Annotated in this window: 25 protein-coding genes and 2 pseudogenes; 10 read left to right on the top strand and 17 right to left on the bottom strand. The window is 69.0% G+C overall.

All coding sequences use genetic code 11. The features are described 5' to 3' along the window. Positions 1-314, top strand: a pseudogene (locus tag Q0M60_RS13790) (FADH(2)-oxidizing methylenetetrahydrofolate--tRNA-(uracil(54)-C(5))-methyltransferase TrmFO); the annotation flags it as partial. An 18-nt stretch (positions 315-332) separates the two neighbouring features. Here Q0M60_RS13790 and Q0M60_RS13785 read toward each other — a convergent pair. Further along, positions 333-1034, bottom strand: coding sequence for a VIT family protein (locus tag Q0M60_RS13785; protein WP_296820553.1), 702 nt, complete (start codon positions 1032-1034; stop codon positions 333-335). A gap of 63 nt (positions 1035-1097) precedes the next feature. Further along, a complete protein-coding gene (locus Q0M60_RS13780) occupies positions 1098-2237 on the bottom strand; it encodes a DUF2336 domain-containing protein (protein ID WP_296820551.1) in 1140 nt (379 codons plus the stop codon). Between the two features lie 118 nt (positions 2238-2355). Between Q0M60_RS13780 and Q0M60_RS13775 the strand changes: the two genes are divergently transcribed. Next, positions 2356-4167, top strand: coding sequence for an ATP-binding protein (locus tag Q0M60_RS13775; protein WP_296820549.1), 1812 nt, complete (start codon positions 2356-2358; stop codon positions 4165-4167). A gap of 45 nt (positions 4168-4212) precedes the next feature. Next, positions 4213-5019 (top strand): folate-binding protein, encoded by an 807-nt coding sequence (locus tag Q0M60_RS13770; protein ID WP_296820548.1) that lies wholly within the window; start codon positions 4213-4215, stop codon positions 5017-5019. Here the strand turns inward: Q0M60_RS13770 and Q0M60_RS14460 are convergent. Genes Q0M60_RS14460 through kdsA form a run of 4 tightly spaced genes read right to left on the bottom strand, consistent with a single transcriptional unit; the run spans position 4985 to position 9399 of the window. Beyond that, on the bottom strand, positions 4985-7033 hold the full coding sequence (locus Q0M60_RS14460; protein ID WP_366855984.1) for a DUF3089 domain-containing protein: 2049 nt from the start codon (positions 7031-7033) through the stop codon (positions 4985-4987). The genes Q0M60_RS13770 and Q0M60_RS14460 overlap by 35 nt on opposite strands. 3 nt (positions 7034-7036) lie before the next feature. Beyond that, complete coding sequence (locus Q0M60_RS13755) at positions 7037-7771, bottom strand: hypothetical protein (protein WP_296820546.1); 735 nt, start codon at positions 7769-7771, stop codon at positions 7037-7039. After that, positions 7768-8538, bottom strand: coding sequence for a glycosyltransferase family 2 protein (locus Q0M60_RS13750; protein WP_296820544.1), 771 nt, complete (start codon positions 8536-8538; stop codon positions 7768-7770). The genes Q0M60_RS13755 and Q0M60_RS13750 overlap by 4 nt, the downstream gene beginning before the upstream one ends. Before the next feature lie 12 nt (positions 8539-8550). Beyond that, positions 8551-9399, bottom strand: coding sequence for a 3-deoxy-8-phosphooctulonate synthase (kdsA, locus tag Q0M60_RS13745; RefSeq protein WP_296820541.1), 849 nt, complete (start codon positions 9397-9399; stop codon positions 8551-8553). Positions 9400-9503: 104 nt separating this feature from the next. On the opposite strand from kdsA, the gene Q0M60_RS13740 reads away from it, so the two are divergent. Then, the gene (locus Q0M60_RS13740; protein WP_296820539.1) at positions 9504-10934 is read left to right on the top strand and encodes a deoxyribodipyrimidine photo-lyase; all 1431 of its coding nucleotides are present in this window, start codon (positions 9504-9506) and stop codon (positions 10932-10934) included. A gap of 1 nt (position 10935) precedes the next feature. On the opposite strand, the gene Q0M60_RS13735 is transcribed toward Q0M60_RS13740, so the two are convergent. Then, on the bottom strand, positions 10936-11568 hold the full coding sequence (locus Q0M60_RS13735) for a hypothetical protein (protein ID WP_296820537.1): 633 nt from the start codon (positions 11566-11568) through the stop codon (positions 10936-10938). 64 nt (positions 11569-11632) lie between these two features. Here Q0M60_RS13735 and Q0M60_RS13730 point away from each other — a divergent pair, with 64 nt between their 5' ends. Beyond that, complete coding sequence (locus Q0M60_RS13730) at positions 11633-12214, top strand: DNA-3-methyladenine glycosylase I (RefSeq protein WP_296820535.1); 582 nt, start codon at positions 11633-11635, stop codon at positions 12212-12214. Then, on the top strand, positions 12211-12828 hold the full coding sequence (locus tag Q0M60_RS13725; RefSeq protein ID WP_296820532.1) for a ribonuclease HII: 618 nt from the start codon (positions 12211-12213) through the stop codon (positions 12826-12828). Before Q0M60_RS13730 ends, Q0M60_RS13725 begins: the two co-directional genes overlap by 4 nt. Here the strand turns inward: Q0M60_RS13725 and flaF are convergent. After that, positions 12825-13196, bottom strand: a complete 372-nt coding sequence (gene flaF, locus Q0M60_RS13720) for a flagellar biosynthesis regulator FlaF (RefSeq protein ID WP_296820529.1) — start codon at positions 13194-13196, stop codon at positions 12825-12827. The genes Q0M60_RS13725 and flaF overlap by 4 nt on opposite strands. Beyond that, positions 13165-13581, bottom strand: a complete 417-nt coding sequence (gene flbT / locus Q0M60_RS13715) for a flagellar biosynthesis repressor FlbT (protein ID WP_296820526.1) — start codon at positions 13579-13581, stop codon at positions 13165-13167. The genes flaF and flbT overlap by 32 nt, the downstream gene beginning before the upstream one ends. Positions 13582-13718: 137 nt before the next feature. Here flbT and Q0M60_RS13710 point away from each other — a divergent pair, with 137 nt between their 5' ends. The 3 genes from Q0M60_RS13710 (at position 13719) to Q0M60_RS13700 (ending at position 16265) form a co-directional block, all read left to right on the top strand. Then, positions 13719-15473, top strand: a complete 1755-nt coding sequence (locus Q0M60_RS13710; protein WP_296820523.1) for a tetratricopeptide repeat protein — start codon at positions 13719-13721, stop codon at positions 15471-15473. 70 nt (positions 15474-15543) lie between these two features. Beyond that, on the top strand, positions 15544-15993 hold the full coding sequence (locus Q0M60_RS13705; protein ID WP_296820521.1) for a hypothetical protein: 450 nt from the start codon (positions 15544-15546) through the stop codon (positions 15991-15993). After that, a complete protein-coding gene (locus Q0M60_RS13700) occupies positions 15990-16265 on the top strand; it encodes a hypothetical protein (protein WP_296820519.1) in 276 nt (91 codons plus the stop codon). Before Q0M60_RS13705 ends, Q0M60_RS13700 begins: the two co-directional genes overlap by 4 nt. Here the strand turns inward: Q0M60_RS13700 and Q0M60_RS13695 are convergent. From Q0M60_RS13695 to Q0M60_RS13660, 8 genes and pseudogenes are all read right to left on the bottom strand, one after another. Beyond that, the gene (locus Q0M60_RS13695) at positions 16262-16900 is read right to left on the bottom strand and encodes a protein-L-isoaspartate(D-aspartate) O-methyltransferase (protein ID WP_296820517.1); all 639 of its coding nucleotides are present in this window, start codon (positions 16898-16900) and stop codon (positions 16262-16264) included. The genes Q0M60_RS13700 and Q0M60_RS13695 overlap by 4 nt on opposite strands. Further along, on the bottom strand, positions 16893-17690 hold the full coding sequence (gene surE, locus Q0M60_RS13690) for a 5'/3'-nucleotidase SurE (protein ID WP_296820515.1): 798 nt from the start codon (positions 17688-17690) through the stop codon (positions 16893-16895). Before surE ends, Q0M60_RS13695 begins: the two co-directional genes overlap by 8 nt. Positions 17691-17889: 199 nt before the next feature. Next, positions 17890-19370 (bottom strand): annotated as a pseudogene (gene serS, locus Q0M60_RS13685) (serine--tRNA ligase). A 90-nt stretch (positions 19371-19460) separates the two neighbouring features. Beyond that, entirely contained in the window at positions 19461-19688 is a 228-nt protein-coding gene (locus Q0M60_RS13680; protein WP_296820513.1) for a hypothetical protein, read from the bottom strand. 509 nt (positions 19689-20197) lie between these two features. After that, on the bottom strand, positions 20198-20470 hold the full coding sequence (locus tag Q0M60_RS13675; protein WP_296820511.1) for a hypothetical protein: 273 nt from the start codon (positions 20468-20470) through the stop codon (positions 20198-20200). Then, a complete protein-coding gene (locus Q0M60_RS13670) occupies positions 20467-20763 on the bottom strand; it encodes a hemolysin (RefSeq protein ID WP_296820510.1) in 297 nt (98 codons plus the stop codon). The genes Q0M60_RS13675 and Q0M60_RS13670 overlap by 4 nt, the downstream gene beginning before the upstream one ends. A gap of 14 nt (positions 20764-20777) precedes the next feature. Continuing rightward, a complete protein-coding gene (locus Q0M60_RS13665; RefSeq protein WP_296820508.1) occupies positions 20778-21092 on the bottom strand; it encodes an I78 family peptidase inhibitor in 315 nt (104 codons plus the stop codon). Next, positions 21089-21538, bottom strand: coding sequence for a DNA polymerase III subunit chi (locus Q0M60_RS13660; RefSeq protein ID WP_296820506.1), 450 nt, complete (start codon positions 21536-21538; stop codon positions 21089-21091). Before Q0M60_RS13660 ends, Q0M60_RS13665 begins: the two co-directional genes overlap by 4 nt. Before the next feature lie 161 nt (positions 21539-21699). On the opposite strand from Q0M60_RS13660, the gene Q0M60_RS13655 reads away from it, so the two are divergent. Further along, positions 21700-22170, top strand: coding sequence for a peptidase S1 (locus Q0M60_RS13655; RefSeq protein ID WP_296820504.1), 471 nt, complete (start codon positions 21700-21702; stop codon positions 22168-22170). Positions 22171-22257: the final 87 nt, after the last annotated feature.

The following is a 22257-nucleotide window of genomic DNA, read 5'->3' as shown; positions in this document are numbered from 1 at the left end:
AAGGCTATGTGGAAAGCGCGGCCATGGGCCTGCTGACCGGCCGCCTCGCCGCCGCTCAGGCGCTGGGCAAGCCGCTGGAGGCGCCGCCGCCCGAGACCGCCATCGGCGCCCTGGTCGAGCACATCACCGGGGGCCACCTGGAAGGCTCCAAGTTTCAGCCGATGAACATCAACTACGGCCTGCTGCCGCCGCTCGAGGCGCCGCGGCAGGACGCCGAGGGCAGGAAGATCCATCCCAAGGACCGGGGCCGCGCCAAGAAGCGGCTGCAGAGCGTGCGGGCCATCGACGCGATGAAGGCCTGGGCGTCGGCTTAGCCACCCATCTAGGACCGATCAGACCACCGTGCCGAACAGCCGCCCGATCCCGGCAGTCACCGCCATGGCGAGCGCGCCCCAGAACAGGACACGCAGCACTGAGCGGACGTTGAGGGCGCCGCCCGCCGACGAGCCCAGAGCGCCGAGCAGGACGAGGCCCGCCAGCGCCGTCCCGACCACCCACGGAAGGAGCGTGGCGGTCGGCGCAACGGCGGCGGCCAGCAGCGGCAGGGCGGCGCCGACCGAGAAGGTCAACGCCGACGTCAGAGCTGCCTGGATGGGTCGAGCGGTCGACATCTCGGAAATTCCGAGCTCGTCCCGCGCATGGGAGCCGAGGGCGTCCTTCTCCATCAGCTGCAGGGCGACCTGCCGGGCCAGGACGGGTTCGACTCCGCGCGTGACGTAAATGCCGGCCAGTTCCTCGACCTCGGCCTCGCGGTCCGTAGCCAGCTCGGCGGTTTCGCGCGCGAGGTCGGCCTTCTCCGTGTCGGACTGCGAGCTGACCGAGACATATTCGCCTGCCGCCATCGACATGGCCCCGGCGACAAGCCCGGCGACGCCCGCGATCAGTACGGCGTCGCGAGAGGCGGCCGCGGCCGCCACGCCCGCCACGAGGCTAGCCGTCGACACCAAGCCGTCATTCGCGCCCAACACGGCGGCGCGCAGCCAGCCGACGCGATCGACCCGGTGGCGTTCGGCATGGTCCTTCAATCGGCCCATCGACGGCCCTCCTTGCGGTCCCGCCGAAGGGAACGCCCAACAGCGCAGCGCCGCAAGCGGCTATCAAGCCGCGTGGGCTGAAACCAGAATGTCGCCGTCGGGCGCGCGATCCAGCTTCTCAAGCAGGTAGTTCACGTCCTCGCGCGCCGTGAACGGCCGCTGAGTCAGGAAACGCTCGAGCATCCGCTGCTGGAAGCGCTCTCGGTCGGGATGAGCATCCTCGGCCGTCAGATCTCGCCAGGTGTCCACGCCGGCGCGGAAGGCGCCGAACAGACGCGGTGGCAGCCCGGCGCGGTCGTAGATGGCCTTGAGGCCCAGCGGCCCAGCGTCATGGATCATCAGCCAGGCGCGCTGATGCGGCACGCCGGACAGTTCGGCCACGCCATGTTCGAAGAAGGGCATGGCGCCCCGCGCCAGGGCGCGCAGCAGCAGGGACGCTGAAAGCGCCTTGCGGGCGTTCAACTGGGCCGCGAACTCGGTCAGGTCCTGGGCTGCAACCGCCTGGTCGACCAGATCGATCGTCGCCCGTTCGCGCGCGCCGGTGGCTAGCCGAATGGCGGTGTCGGCGGACAGGGCGTGGCGCGTGACCAGATGTTCGCGGACGGCCTCGGAGGCCAGGGCGACCAGACGTTCGGTGATCTGCACCGGAAGGACCCGGCGATAGGCCAGGGCCGTCACAACCTCGCTGGTCGGGAATCGGTCGATGGCGAGGTCCATCGCCTTTTCGGACAGGTCGGCGTTGTCGTTGGCCGCCAGCGCTCGCACGGCGGGCTCCAGCCCCTCGGCCGCGATGGTTTCGCCCAGGTCGCGCGACACGAACGGACGGCTGGCGATGGCGACCTGGTGAGCGGCGTCGCCGGCCCGGATGACCTCGATGAGATCGTCGTCGGTGAAGACGGGCGAGGCGCCCAGGATTGGAATGGCGATCGTCTCTACGTCGCGGGCCAGCTTCAACGCCACGTCGCGCGGCAGCAGGTCGGAGGACTTCAGCGTCACCGCGAGCGCGCGGCGCACAAGCTCGGCGGCGTCGTCGGCCAGGACGCGCATGATCTTCTGGGCGGCGGCCCGCTCCATGTCGTCGAGCTCGGCGCGGTCGATGGCGCGACACAGCTTGTGCGCGGCGGCGGCCCGGTCGTCCTCGTCCTCGGCCTTCACCAGGCGGCGGATATCGGTGTCGGTCAGGCGGCTACGGGGGGAGATCATCTCGGCTCTCGAACGGATCGCGACGCCTGAGCATGATCCGTCAACCCTAACGATCCTTTACCCTTTCGGGCGCCCACAGGGTAACCGCGCGGAAACCTCGAAGGCGGACACTGTGCGGATGACCCAGTCAGAAGTCAGCGTGCGCAGAGAGATTCCGGCTCGGGATTCCCTGGATTGGGAGCGGGCGATCGCCCAGATGGGCCTCGACGCCCAGGTCCAGCTCCTGCCCTACGCGCTCGGCTTTTTCGGCATCTGCCTGCCGGTGTTCGTCATCGCGGCGGGCTATGCGCCGAATGCGGCCTGGCTGGCCGCCTGCCTCGGTCTCTACGGGCTGAACTGGGCTGTCTTCTACGCCATCATCGATTGGCGCAAGCGCAACCGGCCGTCGATCGAGAACGTGCGGTTGCACACGGCGGTCCATATCGCTGCGGGCCTGCTGTGGGCTCTGGCGATCCTGCAGACGTCCTACTTTTCGCAAGGGTCCGGCCTGCTCAGCGAGGTGCTGCTGGTGCTCTGCGCCGGCGGCGCAATCGGGGTGATCTTCTTCTCATCGCCCAGCCTTCCCAGCCTGCTGATCGTGGGGCCCGCTTCCGCCGTTGGCCCGATCATGTCGCTGCGGACAAATCCCGAGACGGCCCAGACGGGCCTGCTCGTGCTGTGCGGCACGGCGCTGGCCATGGCGCTGGCCCTGATCCTGAACCGGCACCTGCGCGGACACTTCGCCCTGGCCCTGGAACGCGAGGGGCTCCTGGTCGAGCGGGAGGGCACGCTTAACGAGACACGCAAGCTGGCCAAGTCCAAGTCGGACATCCTGGCGACCCTGTCGCACGAAATCCGCAATGGCCTGTCCGGCGTGGCGCACGTCCTGGCGGGCGCACTCGGCGCGGGATCCCGCGGAGCGCCGTCTCGGGAACAGCTCAAGGCCGCGCTGGCCGCCGCTCGGGACCTGGTGGAAGTGCTCGACGCCACCCTCGATTCCGAGGTCGCCGAGTCCGGTCGCCTGTCGGTCAAGCCCAAGCCGATCGACGCCGGAGGCCTGATCCAGGACATCGCCTTGCTCCACCGCGGAGCCGCCTCGGCCAAGGGGCTCGAGATATCGGCCCACGTTGACTCCGCCCTTTCGGACGCGGCAGGCGCCGCTCTGGCCGACAGCGCCCGCGCCCGGCAGATCCTGAACAATCTCGTCGGCAACGCCGTGAAGTACACGCTCAGGGGCCGAATCGAACTGCGCGCCTTCCGGCCTTCGACCGACCGCGTGCGCATCGAGGTCGTCGACACCGGGCCCGGCCTGTCCGAGGCCGAACTCGCCAAGGCCTTCGAACCATTCGAGCGCGTCGCTCGCACGGGCGCCGGCGTGCCCGGGGCCGGCATCGGCCTGGCGCTGTCGCGACGGCTGGCCTCCCTCATGGGCGGCGAACTCGGCGCAGAAAGCGCGCCGGGCGTCGGTTCGCGCTTCTGGCTCGATCTTCCCTGGGACGAGACGGCCGAACTGCCGGAGACCTCGCTGGCGCCGCGGCCGCAGCCGGCGGAGCGCGCGCTTCGCGTGCTCATCGCCGAAGACGATCAGCTGAACGCCGCCATGCTTCGCGCTGTCATCGAACAACTGGGGCACAAGGTCCTGTGCGTCGCCGACGGCCAGCGGGCGCTCGATCTCATCAACATGGGCGAACTCGACCTGGTCATGGTCGATGGACGCATGCCCGTGATGGACGGCCCCGAGATGGTCCGCCGGCTGCGCGCCCTGCCCACGGCCGCTGCGCGCGTGCCGGTGGTGGCGGTGATCGGCGGCGACGCCGAAGAGGCCCTGGAAATGACAGCGGCCGGGGCGGACTCCGTTCTCCGCAAGCCCGTCACCGTGACCGGCGTGGCTAGGGCCGTCGCCGACGCCGCCCAACGGCGCGACCGTGAGGAGACCGTCCGGGCCGCTTGACGCTCGCCGCTGGCGACAGACCGCCGTCGGCCCTAGATCAGGCGCATGCCCGTCGCCCGCCTAGACAGCCGCGCCTTGATCGCCGTCACCGGACCCGACGCCCGGCCGTTTCTGCACAACCTCCTGACCCAGGACCTGGCGACCCTGAAGCCAGGCGAGCTTCGCTTCGGCGCCCTGCTCGGCCCGCAGGGGCGGCTGCTGTTCGACCTTTTCCTGCTCGGCACGGACGAGGGCGTGATCCTCGACTGCGCCGCCGACCGACGGGCGACGCTGATCCAGAGACTGGGCATGTACCGGCTGCGGGCGGCTGTGGAGATTCGGCCGGACGACCGTCCGGTATGGGCCGCCTGGGCCGAGGCAGCCCCATCGGACTGGCCGGTGGACCCGCGGCTCGCCGGGCTCGGTCGACGTGGCTTCGGCGACGGCCCGCGCGCCGACACAGATGAGGCGGCCTATTTGGAGCACCAGCTCGGCCTCGGCGTGCCCGATCCCGCACGGGACGCGAAGGCCGACGCCGACTATCCGATCGAGGCGAACTTCGACCTGCTGAACGGGATCGACTTCCAGAAGGGTTGCTTCATCGGCCAGGAGACGACCTCGCGGATGAAGCGGCGGGGACGCGTGAAGTCCCGTCTGGTCCCCATTGCCTTCAAAGGCGCCGCGCCGGCCTTCGGGACCGAAGTTCTTTCCGGAGAGCTGCGAGCCGGCGAAGTGCGATCGGGCGCTGAGGGACAGGCGATGGCCCTCCTCAGACTGGACCGGCTCCAGGAGCTGACCGCCGACGGCCGCGCGGTGGCAGCCGACCTCCCCGACTGGCTCAGGACGGTGGCCGAGCTTCCCGATAGGCCGTGACGCGCGCCAGGGCGTCAGCCTCGATGTCGGCCCAGAAGAGATTGTAGGGCGGCGACTTGCGGCGGTCGGCCCAGGTGCCCGACGGCTGTAGAGATGGCGAGCGCGGCGCCGAGTGACGAAGCAGTCCATCCCTGCAGACCGTCTCCACCTGCCGAGACAGCAACGCGGGTCGCGCGCCCCAGTCCAGGCCGGTGGCGTTGGCGGCGCCGAGGCTGAGACGCGCGGGAGCCACGGCCGTGGTCTCGGCGCCCAGGACGGGGTTGACGCAGAGCGCTGAACGGCCCTCAAGGCCCATCAGATCCCCGCGCTCCGTCCAGACCTGCGCCCGCTCGATGCGGCGGCGCGCAATGTCCTCTGCGCCTTCGCGCACCTGAGCGAAAGCCACCATGCAACCCCACTGCCCACGCGCCCGGCACGCCGGCAGAGCGTCATCGGGCTCGTGCTGGTTGGCCGGGACAATGGCGTCGATCACATAGACAGCGGCCAGCCGGTCCCGGAACGTGGGATCGGTGCGCAGGCGTTCATCAGCGAGGCGAGCCGCCAGCTCGGCCCCCTGCCCCACGCCGGCGATGACAATGGGGCGCCCCCGGTCCCACGTTTCCAGGTAGTGATCGAAGGCCGCGCGGACATCGCGATAGGCGTAGGCCCTGGCCTCTCGCGCGTCGTCCCGCAGCGTCAGCTGGGTGTAGAGGCTGCTCTGACGGTAGCGGGGGGCGTAGATGCGGCCGACGCGCGCGAACGGGCCCGCATAGTTCGGCAACATGACCCGCCGCAGCAAGGCTGCGGACCGCGGCTCGTCGACCGGGCCCAGCCAATGCTCGCCGCCGTCGTAGGTGGTTGGATGAATGAAGAACACATCCGCCGCTCCGGGCGGGTCCGTCGTCACGCCCGGCGTCAGCGCCCACGCTTCCGGGGAGTCATAGTTGGGCGCGGGAGGACGCTCATAGGTCTGGAACGGCACCTTGGGGTCGAGCCCCGTGCGCATGATGTCTTCCCACCAGACAAAGGTCGCCGCACCCAGGACCGCCAGTACGAACAGGGTGACGAAGCCTGCGGCCCGCGAGAGGAGCCGCCGAGGCGGCCGAGGCTCGGCGGCCTCGGCCTCCCTCAGCGCGGCGTAGGTCTCCTTGGGCCAGCGCCTGTGGACCCAGAACCATTCCTCCGGCCGTTCGCGGACGCGCTCCTCGACCCAGGCGTTGACCGTCTCGACCGCCCTCTGGATGTCGGCGTTCCGATCTCCGGTCTGCTCCAGTCGGATCGGGTCGTGGACGACGGCGCGATAGCGCGCGCCCTTCAGCCGCTGCACCGACATGGGCTGCAGCACCGTGTCGTAACGCAGCGCCAGCTTGCTGGGCCCCGGCGCCGTGTGGGCGGGGTGGCCGAAGAAATCGACGGGCAGGCCGGCGTTGAACTTCTGGTCGTTCATCAGGGCGACCGACTGGCCGCGCGCCAGCGCCGCCATCAGATCCCGCGTCGCCTCGCCCTTGGGCGCGAACAGCTCCACCCCATAGGCCGCGCGGCCCTTCTTCACGCGGGCGTCGATGTAGGGGTTGTTCATCGCCCGATAGGTCATCAGGCAGGTGACGCCGCTCTCGACGATGGTGGCCGGCATCACCTCCCAGTTGGCGAAGTGGCCCGACATGAAGACCACCGGCTCGCCCCGGTCACGGATCTCGGCAAGCCGCTCGCCATTGACCACCTCGACCCTGCCGGTGGCCGGACGGATGCGGTCCATCAGGGGAAACTCGGCGAAGGCGCGGCCGACGTTGTCCCACTGGGCGTCGAGCAGGCGCGCGCGCTCCTCGTCTCCCATCTCGGGAAAGGCCAGCTTGAGGTTATCGCGGGCCGTGCGATGGCTGGGCGTGAGCGGCCCGACCTTGCGGAACAGCCAGCCCCCGAAGGCCGAGGCCGTATCGACCGGAAGCGCCCGCAGCAGGCCGCTGACGGCATCATAGGCCAGGGCCTCGATGCGCCAGCCGATTTTCTCCAGCAGGTTCGGGTTCTGGAGCGACACGGCTCAGTCGCCGCCGAAGCGGCGGCGCAGGCGCGTCATCCGCTTGTCGATGGAGCGCTTCAGCTTGGGCAGGAACCCCTTGGCGCGGGCCTTGCGGAACGGGTCCTCGACGTGCGCCTCGCCGCCGATGTGAACCGCCGAACCCGGGTTCAGGAAGGTCATGGCGAAGCCGTCGCGCTTCATCCGATAGCTGAGGATCTCCTCCGAACCATGCGCTGCGAAAGGCCCGTAGCGCTTGAAGCTGTCCAGCCGAACCAGGCTCGGGTTGAAGCTGTAGCCGAACCATTCCGGATGGGCGTCCGGCGGCATGCGCAGCACGTCCCCGCGCCCGTCCAGCGGCTGGAGACGCTCGCGGTACTTCGGGGCCAGCTCCATGACCTTGCGCACGCAGGCCACCGCGATTTCCGGATGGCTTTCCAGCACCTCGCGACACGGCGCGAGGAAACCGCCCGCCTCGAACCGCCAGTCGTCTTCGCAGTGGAAGACGTAAGGGGTCCGCACCTCGCCGTAGGCCCGGTCGATCGAGCGCATCTGGCCGATGTTCGGCTCGTTGAAGAGCAGCTCATAGTCCGGGAACCGCGCCCGGATCTTCTCCGCCATCGCCGGGTCGGCCGAGTCCTCGACGATGACGCGCCGCGCGAAGCCGCCGGGCTCGGCCGCCTCAAGGCTGACGAGCGTCTCCTCCAGCAGGTCGAACCGGCCGCAGGAGGTGACCACCAGGGTGACGTCGCCGCTCACGCCCTCGCCTCCTCGCGTTGCGCCTTGAGGATGCGCAGCAGCCGCTTCACCCGCATCTCGGCCGCGATGTGGCTGGACCGCAGGCCGAACATGCCGCCAGTGAAATTCCGGCGCAGCAGATAGTAGCGGATGAACACCAGCGGATATTCGAACGGGATTCGCAGGGTGACCAGCAGGGTCGACTTCCTCAGCTCCTTGGCCTGGAGGTGGGTGTAGCGGTCCAGCTTCTGACGCACGTGCTCGATCGAGCGGTTGGAGTAATGCAGCGCCGGATGGCTCAACTGGCCGACGCGCTCGTGCTTGGTGTCGACCGTGTCGTGGACCAGGCTGTCGCGAAAGCGGACCCGGCGGCGGTCGTAAAGCCGCACGTAGTTGTGCGACTCGGCCCACAGCCGTGGCTTGCGATGCCCGGGGAAGACCACCGGCATGCGCACCCGATAGGCGGCCAGCGGCGGTTGGCCGATCGACAGCAGGGTGCGGATCTCCTCGGCCAGTTCAGGCGTCACCACCTCGTCGGCGTCGAGGTTCAGGACCCAGTCATAGGCGGCGCAGTCTTCGGCGTAGCGCTTCTGAGGGCCATAGCCGTCCCAGTCACGGTGGAAGACGCGTGCGCCCAGCGCCCGGGCCTTCTCGACCGTGTCGTCGGTCGAGCCGGAATCGACCACGACGATCTCGTCGGCGAGCCCCTGCACCGCCTCGATGCAGCGCTCGATCCGATCCGCCTCGTCCCTGGCGATGATGCAGCAGCTGAGCCGGACCCGCCCCACGGTCCCGCGTCCTCAGGCGGCGCGGCGCTTGGACAGCGCGTCGTATTCCAGCAGCTCGGCGCACAGGCCCTCGAACTGGCTCAGCGGCACCATGTTCGGACCGTCCGAGGGCGCATGGTCTGGGTCGGGGTGGGTCTCCATGAAGACGCAGTCGACGCCGACCGCCACCGCCGCCCGCGCCAGCACCGGCACGAACTCGCGCTGGCCGCCGGAGGAGGTCCCCTGCCCGCCCGGTTGCTGCACGGAGTGGGTGGCGTCGTAGACGATGGGACAGCCGATCTCGCGCATGATCGGCAGCGACCGCATGTCCGAGACCAGCGTGTTGTAGCCGAAGCTCACGCCGCGCTCGCAGGCCATGACGTTCGGATTGCCCGCGCCCGTGACCTTGGCGATCACGTTCTTCATGTCCCACGGGGCCAGGAACTGGCCCTTCTTGATATTGATGGTCCGGCCGGTCTTCGCCGCGGCGACCAGCAGGTCGGTCTGGCGGCAGAGGAAGGCCGGGATCTGGATCACGTCGACCGCTTCGCCGACGGGCGCACAGTGGTCGATCTCGTGCACGTCCGTCAGGGTCGGCATGCCCGTGGTCTCGCGGATCTCGGCGAAGATCGGCAGAGAGTCCTTCAGGCCGATGCCCCGCGCGGCGTTGGCCGAGGTGCGGTTCGCCTTGTCGTAGCTGGTCTTGTAGATCATGCCCACGCCCAGCCGGTCGGCGATCTCCTTGAGCGCCGAGGCGGTCTCCAGCGCGTGCTGGCGGCTTTCCATCTGGCAGGGACCGGCGATGAAGGCGAGCCGCTCGCCGCCGCCGATGACGACGGGGCGGGGCGTGTTGATCTCGATACGAGCGTTGGGCGAGGTCACGACGGGTCCTTGAGGTGCGGGCGCGGCGGCCGTATGCGCGCCCTGAGTGTCGAAGAAGTGGCGCGGGGGCAAGGCCCGCGCAAGTCGCAGGAGACGCCCCGGCCATGACCGCCCCCGTGATCCTGTGGTTTCGGCGCGATCTGCGGCTTGCCGACAATCCCGCCGTGGAGGCCGCCGTCCAGTCCGGGGCTCCGGTCATTCCGCTCTATGTCTCGGACGAGGGGCTGGAGGGTCGTCCCATCGGCGCCGCGTCGCGCTGGTGGCTCGACAAGAGCCTGCACGCCCTGGCCGCCGACCTCGAACAGCGGGGGTCCCGGCTGGTGATCCGGTCGGGCGACGCCGAGGCCGAGGTCCTGCGGCTGGCCGAGGAGACCGGCGCGTCCTGCGTGCTGATGAACCGCCTGTTCGAGCCCGAGGCGTGGGAACGCGACCGGCGCCTCGCCGAGAGGCTCAAGGAAACCGGCCGCGAGGCCCGAGGCTTCAATGGCACGCTTCTGGCCGCCCCGGGCTCGGTCCAGACCAAGGCCGGCGACCCGTTCAAGGTTTTCACCCCCTTCATGCGGGCCCTGTGGGACCAGGCGCGCGCCCGGCCCTCCCGACAGGCGCCGGAGCGCCTCCCGTTTCCCGAGGCGGCCATCGGCGCCGACTCCATCGACAGCCTCGGCCTGCATCCTCGCAAGCCCGACTGGTCCGGCGGCTTCGACTGGACGCCGGGCGAAGCGGGCGCGGCCGCCACGCTGGACCGGTTCCTGGACGAGGCGCTCGGCGCCTACGCCGAAGACCGCGACCGCCCCGACCGCGAGGGCACGAGCCGCCTGTCGCCGCATCTGCATTTCGGCGAGATCGATCCCTGGCGCGCGGTTCACGCCGCCCGGGCCGCCGCCGAGCGGGGCGACGTTGCGCACGGCCAGGCCGAGAAGTTCGCCGCCGAGATCGCCTGGCGCGAGTTCTCGGCCCACCTGCTCTGCGCCTTCCCGAACCTGCCCACCAAGGCCTTCCGTCCCGAGTTCGACCGCATGCCGTGGCGGAACGATCTCGAGGGCATCGAGGCGTGGCGACGTGGGCGGACGGGCTATCCGCTCGTCGACGCCGGCATGCGCCAGCTGTGGACCACCGGCTGGATGCACAATCGCGTGCGGATGGTCGTGGCCTCCTTCCTGATCAAGGACCTGCTGGTCGACTGGCGCGAGGGCGAGGCCTGGTTCTGGGACACTCTGGTCGACGCCGACCTCGCCTCCAACGCCCAGAACTGGCAGTGGACCGCCGGCTCCGGCGCCGACGCGGCGCCCTATTTCCGCATCTACAATCCGGTATCGCAGGGCGAGAAGTTCGACCCGAAGGGCGACTATGTCCGCCGCTGGGTCCCCGAACTGGCGAAGCTGCCCGCCGACGTCATCCACGCGCCCTGGAAGGCGCCGGCGGATGTGCTCAGGCGCGCGGGCGTCGAGTTGGGCGTCACCTATCCGAAGCCGATCGTGGACCACGGGGCCGCGAGATTGCGGGCGCTGGATGCGCTGAAGTCCCTGCGGACCTAGATCAGTCGCAGACGATGCTCCGGGAGACAGGGACGCTCCTGAAGTCGCTGAGCGTGATCGCCCCGATGGCATGGGGCCAGTGCTCGAGCACCATGAACTCCGGAATCAACTCGCAGGTGGTGGTGTATTCCGGCTGCTCGGCGCCCGGAACCTGCATGACGGCTCGATAATCGAAGCGTCGGCCGTAGCCATTCTCCACCAGAAGCACGGTTTCCTCCATGCCGGGCAACTGCATCAACGACAGGCGCAGCCGGTTCTCGGGCCGACCGTCCGCCACCGGGTCGACCGTGCCCGGGGTGACATCTCCCCCCATCGCCGCCAGCGCCGCGCGCATTTCCTCCGCCGCGAGAGTCAGCTTCTCCGGCGTAATGATGTCTGACGCTGGCCCATGCGACTCCACCTCGAGTTCGCCGTTCTCGCCCACTTCGACAACCACCGATTCGCCGACGAAGAGGATCAGGCCGTCCGGAGAGACGAAGGGGACGGTGTCGTTGATGTCGGCGTTGAAAGTCATGCCGTTGGCTCGGAACGTCACACGTCCGACCTCACGACAGTTGGTCGGCTCAGCGCAGAGGCCGGCGGCCGGCTCAGCGTCGCTCGTCATCAGCATGGCTGTCATCAACAAGGCGATCACAGGCGTCTCCAATCACTCAGACGCCACTTCACCCTCTGCTGCCTCGACTGGCAAGCTCGTGCCCATGACCGAATCGCGCTGCGGCTGGTGCGGGACCGACCCGCTCTACGTCGCCTATCACGACACCGACTGGGGCGTGCCCGAGTACGACGCCCGCGCGCTTTGGGAGAAGCTGGTGCTGGACGGCTTCCAGGCCGGGCTGGCCTGGATCACCATCCTGAGAAAGCGCGAGGCCTTCCGCGCCGCCTTCCACGGCTTCGACCCGCGCAAGGTCGCGGCCTATGGGGAGGCGGACCGCCAGAGGCTCCTGAACGACGCCGGCATCGTGCGCTCGGCGGCCAAGATCGACGCAGCCATCAAGGGGGCGCGCATCTGGTGCGAGATGCAGGACGGCGGCGACGACTTCTCGGCCTGGCTCTGGAGTTTCGTCGGGGGCGAGCCCATCCAGAATCAATGGGGGGAGATGAAGGAGGTCCCGACCCAGACCGCCGAATCCGTCGCCATGGCCAAGGCGCTCAAGGCGCGCGGCTTCAACTTCTGCGGGCCGGTAATTGTGTACGCCTTCATGCAGGCTGTGGGTATGGTCAACGATCACGTGACCCCGTGCTTCCGCCACGGCGAGGTCCGGGATATGGCCCGGCCGTGACCCGCAGGATCGGCCCTAACCTGACGCTCGAAAAGCTCTGCGCCCAGCCCGTCTGCGGCGTGGACGAGGCCGGACGCGGCCCGTGGGCCGGCCCGGTGGCCGCCGCCGCCGTCATCCTGAAACCCGGCGCGCGCCTCAAGGGCCTGGACGACTCCAAGAAGCTGACCTTCGAGACGCGTGAGCGGCTGGAGGCCCAGATCAAGGTCAAGGCGGTGGCCTGGTCGGTCGCCTTCGCCACGGTCGAGGAGATCGCCGAACTCAACATCCTGCACGCCACGGGCCTGGCCATGTGCCGCGCCATCGAGGCGTTGGAGGTCCCACCCGCCTTCGCGCTCGTGGACGGCAACTACCCTTTCAAGCTGCCCTGCGAGATTCGCACGGTCGTGGGCGGCGACGGCCTCTCGGCCTCGATCGCGGCGGCCTCGATCCTCGCCAAGCAGGCCCGCGATCGGCTGATGATCGAGATGGACGCCGCATGGCCCGGCTACGGCTTCGCCAGCCACAAGGGCTACCACGCCCCCGCCCACGTCGAGGCGCTCAAGCGGCTGGGCCCCTGCCCGATCCACCGGTCAGGCTTCGCTCCGATCCGGGCTTTGCTTGAGGATGCGGCCTAGGCTGCCTGCGCCTCTCCGCCGGGGCCAGAAAGGCCCTGCATCAGGATGCGGTTGATCTCGATCAGGGGTTCGATCTCCTCCTCGCGGCGCATGACCGCAGAGGAATGCCGCGAAACCCAAAGGCTCAGCGAGATGATCTGGGCGCGAACCGGAGGCGGCAGAGCGTTGTCTGGGTCCGAGCAGCTTGTGGCCAGCGCCGACCAGACGCGCCGATTCCAGTCCAGGGCGTCGATGCGGGTGGCGATGTCCGCAGGCTCCGCTTCGGCGGCGGCCATGAGGGCCCGGGTCACCTGCCCGAACAGGCGGTACTCGGCCGAGCGCGGCGCCTCGCTTCGCTCAGCCGCCTGTCTGTACGCCTGAAAGCCCATTACCCAGCCTCTGTTCTTCGTAGTCGATGATCTTTCGGGCCGCGAGCAGCGCCTTGTAGTACTCGCGCGCCATCACGTGCTTGGACGCGGCCACGCAGTCGGCCAGCACGTCCGGGTTCTTCACCACGCTCATGAACTCGGTCACGCGGCGGACGAACTCGTCATAGAATTTGTCGGCCGAACTCTCGTCCAGGTACATCATCATGACCGGGAAATAGATGCGCTTGGCCGGGCTATCGACGTCCTCGGCCTGCATGATGTCCTTCTCGCGAAGCACCGAGGCCTTGTTCTGCAGGATGAGGACCCCGCGCCGGTCGCCGTTCTGGACGACCGCGCCGTTCAGCACGAACCGTTCCCCTGGCTTCAGCGACAGCTTGAGCGGCATCCAGCCCTCCCCTTGGCGACGAGACTTGCCGCCCGACGGTTAATCCACCGTGAGCAGGGATGCGCCGATCATGGTTAGCGACGCCTTAACCATGCGGGAGCGAGCGTGCGCTGCTTACGCTGGCTCCAGGGAATCAGATGACCGCTCGCGCCGCTTCGACCGCAGCCCAGCCGGGGGCCGCGCCCCTGCCCGTCCGGCCCGCCGACCAACTCGCGGGAGACGCCGCCTCGGGCGTTCAGCGGCTGGCTGCGGCGATGGCAGAGCTCAAGCTGTCGGCGGCTGTCCCCTGGCTGCAGGCCGGTGTCGCGGCCATGATGGAACAGGACTGGATCGCCGGCGGCGACCATATCCTGAAGGCGCTCGAGCTGGACGAGCGCAACGCGTTGGGCTGGCGGCTGCTGGCCATCTGCCGCGAGAAGCTCGAGCACTTCCCCACCGCCTTCGAGGCCTATGAGACGGCGCTGCGCCTCTCGCCCGATCAGGCGGAACTGGCCAACGACCTCGGCCGTCTCGCCCAGCGCCTCGGCCACCTCGACATCGCCGAGAAGTTCTACCACGCCTTCCTCGTCCGGAACCCCGGCCACATCGAGGCGGTCAACAACCTGGCGTGCATCCTGCGCGACGTGGGCCGTTACCAGGAGGCGATCGGCCTGCTCCAACCCGTGCTGATGGCGCATCCGGAGGAGATCCTCCTCTGGAACACGCTCGGCACCGTCCTGTCCGAGCAGTCCGACGTCGATCAGTCCTTTGTCTTCTTCGAGGAGGCGCTGCGGCTCGATCCGACCTTCGCCAAGGCCCGCTACAACCGCGGCAACGCCCGGATGTCGCTGGGTGACCCGCAAGGCGCCCTGGCCGATATCAACGAGGCGCTTGAGGGCACGACCTCGGGCTTCGAGCGGGCCATGATGACCATGTCGCGGGCCACCGTGCGCATGGCTCTGGGCGATCTCGCGGGCGGGTTCGAGGATTACGAGGAGCGGTTCTCGCCCCACTCGACCGACGCGGTCCGCTTCGTCACCGACGCGAAGCGCTGGCACGCCGACACTCCCATCGAGGGCCGCAGCCTGCTGGTCGTCGCCGAGCAGGGGCTGGGCGACGAGGTCCTGTTCGCCAACGTCCTTCCGGATCTGGTCGAGGCCATGGGTCCTGACGGGAAGCTCTATCTCGCGGTCGAGCGGCGACTGGTTCCGTTGTTCCAGCGCAGCTTCCCCACGGCTACCGTCGGAGCGCACCGGACGTTCAAGCTGAACGGCCACCAGATGCGGACGATGCCGTTCATGGACGAGACGGAGGTCGAGTTCTGGGCTCCGATCGCCTCGCTGTTCAAGCGCTTCCGACCTGACGTAGCGAGCTTTCCGAAGCGCGAGCGCTTCCTGACGCCGGACCCCGAGCGCGTGGCGCATTGGAAGGCCCGACTGGCCGAACTGGGGCCGGAACCCAAGGTCGGCGTGCTGTGGAAGAGCCTGAACCTTGACGGCACACGCGGCCGCTATTTCTCGCCCTTCGACCTTTGGAAGCCCGTCCTGGCCACGCCGGGCCGCCGCTTCGTGAACCTGCAGTACGGCGACGTGAGCCGCGAACTGGCGGAGGTCGAGGCCGCCGGCATCGCGGTCTGGAATCCCGACGGCGTCGACCTGAAGCAGGACCTGGACGACGTCGCCGCCCTGTCGGCGGCCCTGGACCTCGTCGTGGGCCCGGCCAACGCGACGACGAACATCGCCGCCGCCGTCGGCGCGCCGCTGTGGCTGATCACGACGCCGGACGCCTGGCCGAGGTTCGGGACCAGCGGTTACCCCTGCTACCCGCAGGCGCGCTGCTTCCACACCGGCCGGTTCAACGGCTGGGAGGACGTCATGGGCCGTCTGGCGGACGCCATGGCCGAGCCCCTCTAGCGACCGTCGATCCGCCGGGAACGGCGGCCACGGCCGGGACGTTTCGCCTTCGAGAGCAAGGAGGCGCGACATGCCCGAGGTCGACATCGACGGCTACGACGAACAGGATCAGTCCGAGGTCTTCGACGAGGACAACCTCGACCCCGCCGACGCCGGGGCCCCGTCGAACGAATTCAAGACCTTCGAGGAAATTCCCGATGTGCTCGACGTGACCCACGCCGAGGGCGACGATGACGACGACTACGAGCTCGCCGCCGATGACGACCAGAACCTCGAGGAAGAAGACGAGGTGGTCCGCAGGGACGCCTATGACGACAACGACCTGGACGATCCAGTCGACCTGGACGCCCTGCAAGGTGTCGACGATCAGGAGAGCGACGAAGCGCAGCTGGTCTACGTCGGCGATGTCGAGAACCTGAAAGGCGCTCAGGGCAGCGCCGCCCATTTCGAGCCCCGCCGCGAGCTGTCCGACGACGACGTCGAGGCGCTCGGCTATGGCAGCGACGAGGAAGACCAATGAACCATCACGGCGAAAAGACCGAGACCGAACGCGGCTTTCTGGAGCGCGGCGGTCCGGCGGCGTCGGACTCGGCGCCTGGCGAGCTCCGCGAGGCTGACAAGGACACAGACGCCTCTCCCACCCGGCGCGTCGATGCGCCCGAGGCCGGCGAGAAGGTCGATCAGCTCGGCCGGCAGGACGAGGCCGAGGATCACCAGGAGGCCCTGATCGACGAGTCGGTCGAGGAGACGTTCCCGGCCTCAGATCCGCCGACGCCCAAGCGCATCACCTAGGTCTCGCGGGCGACGCCCTCGACCAGCGGAACGAACCGCACCTCGATCAGGCTTTCGCGGCGGAACGAGCCGTCGGGCTCGGCGACATAGCGGTGCAGGAACTGCGAGCCGGCCTTGCCCACGGGCGCGACCATGACCCCGCCCGGCTTGAGCTGGGCGATCAGCTCGTGAGGCTCGTGCGGCGCGGCGGCGGTGACCATGATCCGGTCGAACGGCGCCTGTTCGGGCCAGCCCTTGGACCCGTCGCCATGGCGCACGAAGACGTTCGTGGCCGCCAGCTTCTTCAGCCGCGCCTCTGCGTCGAGCAACAGGTTGCGGTAGCGTTCCACCGAATAGACGAAGCGCGCCAGTTTCGAGAGGATCGCGGCCTGGTAGCCCGAGCCGGTGCCGACCTCGAGCACGCGATGCCGCGGCTGAACGTCCAGAGCCTGGGTCATCAGGCCGACGATATAGGGCTGGCTGATCGTCTGGGCGCAGTCGATCGGCAGGGCCGAGTCCTCCCACGCCTGGTCGAGGAATTGCGGGTGTACGAAGACGGAGCGGTCGATGGACTCCATGGCCTGTAGCACGCGCGTGTCCGTCACGCCCTGTCGGCGCAGGCCCAGGATCAGCCGCGCAGCGCGTTCGTCAGACACCCTCGGCGTCCTTCAGTCGCGGCGGCGCGCCGCCCAGGACACCCTTCAGGTCGCGGACCGTCGCCTGATGGGTCAGGTCGATGTGCAGCGGCGTGACCGAGATCCTGCCCTCGGCGACGGCGCGCAGATCGGTGCCCTCGGCCGGGCTCTGCTCGCCGGAGCGGAAGCCCATCCAGTAATAGTGCCGGCCCCTCAGGTCGGTGCGGCGCACCGCGTGCATCTCGCCGACGTCGCGGAAGCCCTGGCTGGTGACCTCGACCTCCTTGACCAGCTCGGGCGGCAGGTTCGGGAAGTTCAGGTTCATGATCACCCCATCGGGCCAGCGGGCCTCGAGCAGGCGCTGGATGATCCCGGGGGCGAAAGCCTCAGCCGTCTCGTATCGTGCGATGACCTCGTCGTGGAAGCGCTCCAGCGACTGCGACAAGGCGATCGAGCGGATGCCCATGGCCATGCCTTGAAGCGCGCCGGCCACGGTCCCCGAATAGGAGACGTCCTCGCCGATGTTGTGGCCCCGGTTGACGCCTGACAGCACCAGATCCGGCTTCTCGGGCATCAGGTCGTTGACGGCCAGGACGACGCAGTCGGTGGGCGTGCCGGTGACCGCGAACCGCTTGTCGCCCAGAGCCATCACGCGCAGCGGCTCGGTCAGGGTGATCCCCCTTCCCTTGCCCGACTGCTCCACCGCCGGCGCGCAGATCCAGACGTCGTCAGACAGGGCGCGGGCGATGCGTTCCAGGCTCTCCAGCCCCTCGGCCTCGATCCCGTCGTCGTTGGTGAGGAGGATGCGCATCAGAACACCGAGCTCGCTTCGCTCGTCCTTCTCCCGAGGGGAGAAGGGGGCCCCGCATGCCGGAGCGCAGCGTAGGCCCATGCGGGGGATGAGGGCGTCAGGCCTTTCCGGCCAAGGCTTACGCCCTCACCCTCCGCGCAATCGCGTCGCGCTAGGCGCTCCTCGGCGCGGAGCCTCCCTCTCCCCTCAGGAGAGGGGATCATTTGGCGGCCTCGATGTGCGTCACGCCTTCCGGCATGTAGCGGCGGAGCGGCTCCGGGACAAAAATCCGCCCGCCCTCGTCCTGGTAGTTCTCCATCACCGCCACCAGGGTCCGCCCCACCGCCAGGCCCGAGCCGTTCAGCGTGTGCACGAACTCGGTCTTCTTCTCGCCCGCGCGCTTGAACCGCGCGTCCATGCGCCGGGCCTGGAAGTCGCCGCAGTTCGAACAGGAGCTGATCTCGCGATAGGTCCCCTGGCTCGGCAGCCAGACCTCCAGGTCGAAGGTCTTCCGCGCCGAAAAGCCCATGTCGCCCTTGCACAGCAGCATGCGCCGGAACGGCAGCTCCAGCGCCTTCAGCACGGCCTCGGCGCAGGCGGTCATCCGCTCGTGCTCGGCCTCGGAGTCCTCCGGCCGGGTGATCGAGACCAGCTCGACCTTGGAGAACTGGTGCTGCCGGATCAGCCCGCGCGTATCCCGCCCCGCCGACCCCGCCTCAGCTCGGAAGCAGGGCGTCAGCGCCGTCAGCCGCATCGGCTCGGCGAGGTCGTCCTCCGACAGGATCTGCTCGCGAACGAGGTTGGTCAGGGAGACTTCGGCAGTGGGGATGAGATAGCGCGTCTCGGTGGTTGCCAAGCCTTGGAAATGCTCTTCGGCAATTCGGTTCACCACCGCCTTATCGAACTGGAAATGCTGACCGCCGATGTCGTCTTCGCCGACCTTGGTGAGTGTGGCTAGCGCTTCGGGCGACCGCATTGCCAGCGCGAGGGCCTCGAACGTCATTTGACGAACGTCGCGCCAGTTCTCCGTTCGGAACAAATCCTCCTCGAACTTCGGCAACTGCCCCGTCCCGAACATCGCCTCATCGCGCACGAGGTAGGGCGGGTTCACCTCCAGATACCCGTGCTGCCCCGTCTGCATGTCGAGCATGAACTGCCCGATCGCCCGCTCCAGCCGCGCCAGGCCGCCCTTCAGCACCGCGAAGCGCGCGCCCGACATCCGCGCCGCCGCCTCGAAGTCGAGCAGGCCCAGCGCCTCGCCGAGGTCGGCGTGGTCCTTGGGCGCATTGTGACCGCGTGGCGTCCCCCAGGCCGGGCCGACCTGGACGTTGCCCGCCTCGTCCTCGCCGTCAGGCACATCGTCCGCCGCCAGGTTCTTGAGCCCGGCCAGCAGGTCGCGCAGCGCCCGGCCCCTGGCGTCGGCCTCGCCTCGGCTTCGGCGATGACGGCCTTGAGGCTCTCGACCTCGGCCTTCAGCCGGGCGGCCTCGGCCATGTCTTTCCTGCCCATGGCGGCGCCGATGGCCTTGGAGGCGGCGTTGCGCTGGGCCAGGGCCTCCTGGGCGCGGGTCTGGGCGGCGCGCAGCTCGCGGTCCAGCGCCAGGATGTCGGCCACGACCTTGTCCGCCCCGTCGACGCCGCGCGACGACCAGCCCGCGACGAAGGCGTCGGGATTGTCGCGGATGGCCTTGATGTCGTGCATGGGCGGCGTCTTTGCGTCGGCGGGAGGAAGCGGAACCTCCTAACGCCCGCCGCGGAGTCGGGCAACGCGCCGCCTCAGTCCTGCGCGTCGCTAGCGCCGAAGCCTGAGCGGATCGTCGCGGTCGACCTTGGGGGCGCCAATGGTCAGCTTCATGAAGTCCGGATCGTCGCGCATCTCGGCGTCCATGAGGATGGCCTCGGCGTGGAGGTCCCGCAGGCGATGCATCTTGGCGTAGCTATCGCGCAGGTAGCGGGCGTCGTCGATGAGGCGGTCGAGGAACTGGTCGAAGCCGAGCTTGCGGGACGGGCGTGGGCGCATGGGCGACCTTCGAGTGCGTGGGGACGGCTCCGCGCCTTGTGGCTGCGGAGATTGGGGAGGGCGGCGGAGCGCCGGGCCTTAGCCCCGATACCGGATGGGTTTGTGTGTTTCGGCAAAGGGGACGCTCCGCCGCGGATGTTTTCCCGAAGCCCCTGCTGGGCGCCCTTCGTTAGGGGCTACGCAGCTGTTTTGGTCCCGGACCCGACGGGTGATCCGCCCCGCCGCTCAATCCGCTCATCCGCATCCCGCCGCCCGCAGGGTCGCTGGCCTTGCGCCCTCCCCGTGCGACGGGACAGGGGGAGTTTGCGGCCCTTTTCGAGGGCGGGGGTTTTCGACGCCATGCTTCTTCACAGCACCCGCATCTCGACCGTCATGCCCGGGCGTGTCTCGGGCATCCATCACCGCGCTGTGGCAAGGCCTGCAACGAACTGAGGTGATGGATCACCGGGACAAGCCCGGTGATGACGAGGGTGGGGCGGCGTCGTGAACACCCGCTTCGAAACGGGCGTTCAGACGCAGCGGACCTCTTCGATGATGCCCGTCGCCTCGTTGAAGAGGATGGTGAGGCGGTCCGGGCGGTAGTCGCGGGTCATCGGGCAGGTCGTGCACACCAGACGGACGTTGGCGTCCTGCGGAAAGGTCACCGCGCCGACGTGGCTGCCGATCAGCGAGCGGGCGCCCTCGGCGTCGCACTGCCACGGCCCGGCCGGACCCGGCGCCGGGGTCATTGGCGCGCACGCCGCCATCACAAAGAGGCCCGTCAGGGCCAACGCCGTTCTCATCCGCAGCTCACCTCTCGAACAACGCCGGTGCGGTCATCGTAGAGGATGTTCAGCCGGCGGGGGTTGTAGTCCATGGTTACGGGACAGCTGGTGCAGGTCACGCGCCAGGTCGCGCCGGGGGGCTCGCGCGGGATTTCCGAGCGGTGCCGTCCGATCAGGTAGCGATAGTCGCCGGCCCGGCAAATGTCCTCGCCGCCCGGGGGCGGCGGGCCGGGAGGTCCCGGCGGATAGGGAGGCGGATACGGCGCGCAGGCGCTGAGCGTCAGGGCGGCGATGAACAGGGAAGCTCGCATGGGTCCTTCCTTCGTCAGCCGCAGTAAATCTGCTGGATGCGCCCCGTGTCGCGGTCGTAGAGGATATTCAGCCGGCTCGGCGAATAGTCCTCGGTCAGGGGGCAGGTGGTGCAGGTCACCCGGCGGCTCGTCATGTCTACTGGAACGGGTATCGTGGTTCTCGGTTGCCCGATGAGGTGCTGAAGCGCCTCGGCGCCGCACTGATCGCGGGGGATCGGGCGAGGCTCATAGGCGGTGAGCGGGGGCGGAGCCGGTGGCGGGACAGGCGTCGCCGTCGAGCAGGCCGCCGCCAGCACGAGCAGGGCCGCGAGGCCGCCCAGGGATTTCACGCCGCCTTGCTCCATCGTCCGTCCTCGTCCTGCTTCCAGTAGGAGCACACGGCTCCTGTGGCCTTGACCTGGCTCCAGCGCTTCCGCGCCTCGGCGACCGCCTCGTCGTCGCGGCCGTCGAAGAGCAGAATGCAACGCTCGAACGCGTCGGTCGGTCCCAGTTCAGCGCCATCGACGATGAACAGAACCTGAGCCGTATTCGGATTCTCGGTTTCCGTCGTGAGCAGGACCGGCTGCCGATCCGCGTCCGGTCGGTCAGCGCGTCCGTGCGGCAGAAAGCTTTCGGCCCGCCAGGTCCACAGGCGCTCGTCCAGCGTGTCGAGGCGCTCTGCCTCGCGGACCCGCACCAGCGCGCGCCAGCCCCTCGCCAGAGTCTTTTCCAGCAGTTCGGGCAGAACCTGATCCAGCGTGGAGCGCTCCAGGTGATAGAACCAGACTTCGCCCACCGGATCGGCCTTTCGCCCTGCTGACCCGACCGGCTTAGCGCCAAGGAAGCCTGGATAGAAGCCCCGCGCCCCGGCTGGGGAATGTCGGTTTCTATACTTTACGCGTCCGCCAGGCGGGGCGCATGCTGGTCTTGCGGCGGGGCGCCGCGGGGAGACATCCAATGCGTGTGAGAACCAGCATCCTCGGCCTGGCGGCCGCGACCCTGGTCATGGCCGCGCCGGCCGTGGCCCAGGACTACAATCTGGACCCCAACTACGGCTGGCTGAACCTGACGTCGGGATTCCTGCCCGATCCGGTCTGGATCCCGCTGGAATCCGGCGGCGACATCGACGCCAGCGGCATCAGCGGCGACTGCGTCGGCTTCATCGCGGAGGCACCGGACTTCCGGCTCAACTTCGAGGCCGGGGACCTGCCGCTGATCCTCACGGTGACGTCGGACGCCGACACAACCCTGGTGGTCAACGGGCCGGACACGACCTGGTACTGCGACGACGACAGCGGGGGCGATCTGAACCCCGCCATCATGTGGGAACACCCGCAGAGCGGGCAGTACGACATCTGGGTCGGAACCTACGGCTCGACCGACATTCACCCGGCGGCCTTGAGCATCTCCGAGATCGCCGGCCACTGAGGCGGGCCCGCCCCCTCCGCCGGAGGGGGCGGCCACCTCGGCGGGTCAGCCCTCGTAGCGGTCCGCGACCATCTGGTTCAGCAGCCG

This window comes from Brevundimonas sp., from assembly GCF_024711105.1.
Taxonomy (GTDB): Bacteria; Pseudomonadota; Alphaproteobacteria; order Caulobacterales; family Caulobacteraceae; genus Brevundimonas.
This window is presented reverse-complemented; position numbering and strand designations above follow the sequence as displayed.

Coding starts and splice junctions, on each gene's coding strand:
- surE (WP_296820515.1), bottom strand. CDS start 17,690: ATGCGCATCCTCCTCACCAACGACGACGGGATCGAGGCCGAGGGGCTG.
- Q0M60_RS13705 (WP_296820521.1), top strand. CDS start 15,544: ATGCCCGAGGTCGACATCGACGGCTACGACGAACAGGATCAGTCCGAG.
- Q0M60_RS13680 (WP_296820513.1), bottom strand. CDS start 19,688: ATGCGCCCACGCCCGTCCCGCAAGCTCGGCTTCGACCAGTTCCTCGAC.
- flaF (WP_296820529.1), bottom strand. CDS start 13,196: ATGGGCTTTCAGGCGTACAGACAGGCGGCTGAGCGAAGCGAGGCGCCG.
- Q0M60_RS13730 (WP_296820535.1), top strand. CDS start 11,633: ATGACCGAATCGCGCTGCGGCTGGTGCGGGACCGACCCGCTCTACGTC.
- Q0M60_RS13710 (WP_296820523.1), top strand. CDS start 13,719: ATGACCGCTCGCGCCGCTTCGACCGCAGCCCAGCCGGGGGCCGCGCCC.
- Q0M60_RS13675 (WP_296820511.1), bottom strand. CDS start 20,470: ATGAGAACGGCGTTGGCCCTGACGGGCCTCTTTGTGATGGCGGCGTGC.
- Q0M60_RS13785 (WP_296820553.1), bottom strand. CDS start 1,034: ATGGGCCGATTGAAGGACCATGCCGAACGCCACCGGGTCGATCGCGTC.
- Q0M60_RS13775 (WP_296820549.1), top strand. CDS start 2,356: ATGACCCAGTCAGAAGTCAGCGTGCGCAGAGAGATTCCGGCTCGGGAT.
- flbT (WP_296820526.1), bottom strand. CDS start 13,581: ATGCCGCTCAAGCTGTCGCTGAAGCCAGGGGAACGGTTCGTGCTGAAC.
- Q0M60_RS13770 (WP_296820548.1), top strand. CDS start 4,213: ATGCCCGTCGCCCGCCTAGACAGCCGCGCCTTGATCGCCGTCACCGGA.
- Q0M60_RS13655 (WP_296820504.1), top strand. CDS start 21,700: ATGCGTGTGAGAACCAGCATCCTCGGCCTGGCGGCCGCGACCCTGGTC.
- Q0M60_RS13670 (WP_296820510.1), bottom strand. CDS start 20,763: ATGCGAGCTTCCCTGTTCATCGCCGCCCTGACGCTCAGCGCCTGCGCG.
- Q0M60_RS13700 (WP_296820519.1), top strand. CDS start 15,990: ATGAACCATCACGGCGAAAAGACCGAGACCGAACGCGGCTTTCTGGAG.
- Q0M60_RS13780 (WP_296820551.1), bottom strand. CDS start 2,237: ATGATCTCCCCCCGTAGCCGCCTGACCGACACCGATATCCGCCGCCTG.
- Q0M60_RS13740 (WP_296820539.1), top strand. CDS start 9,504: ATGACCGCCCCCGTGATCCTGTGGTTTCGGCGCGATCTGCGGCTTGCC.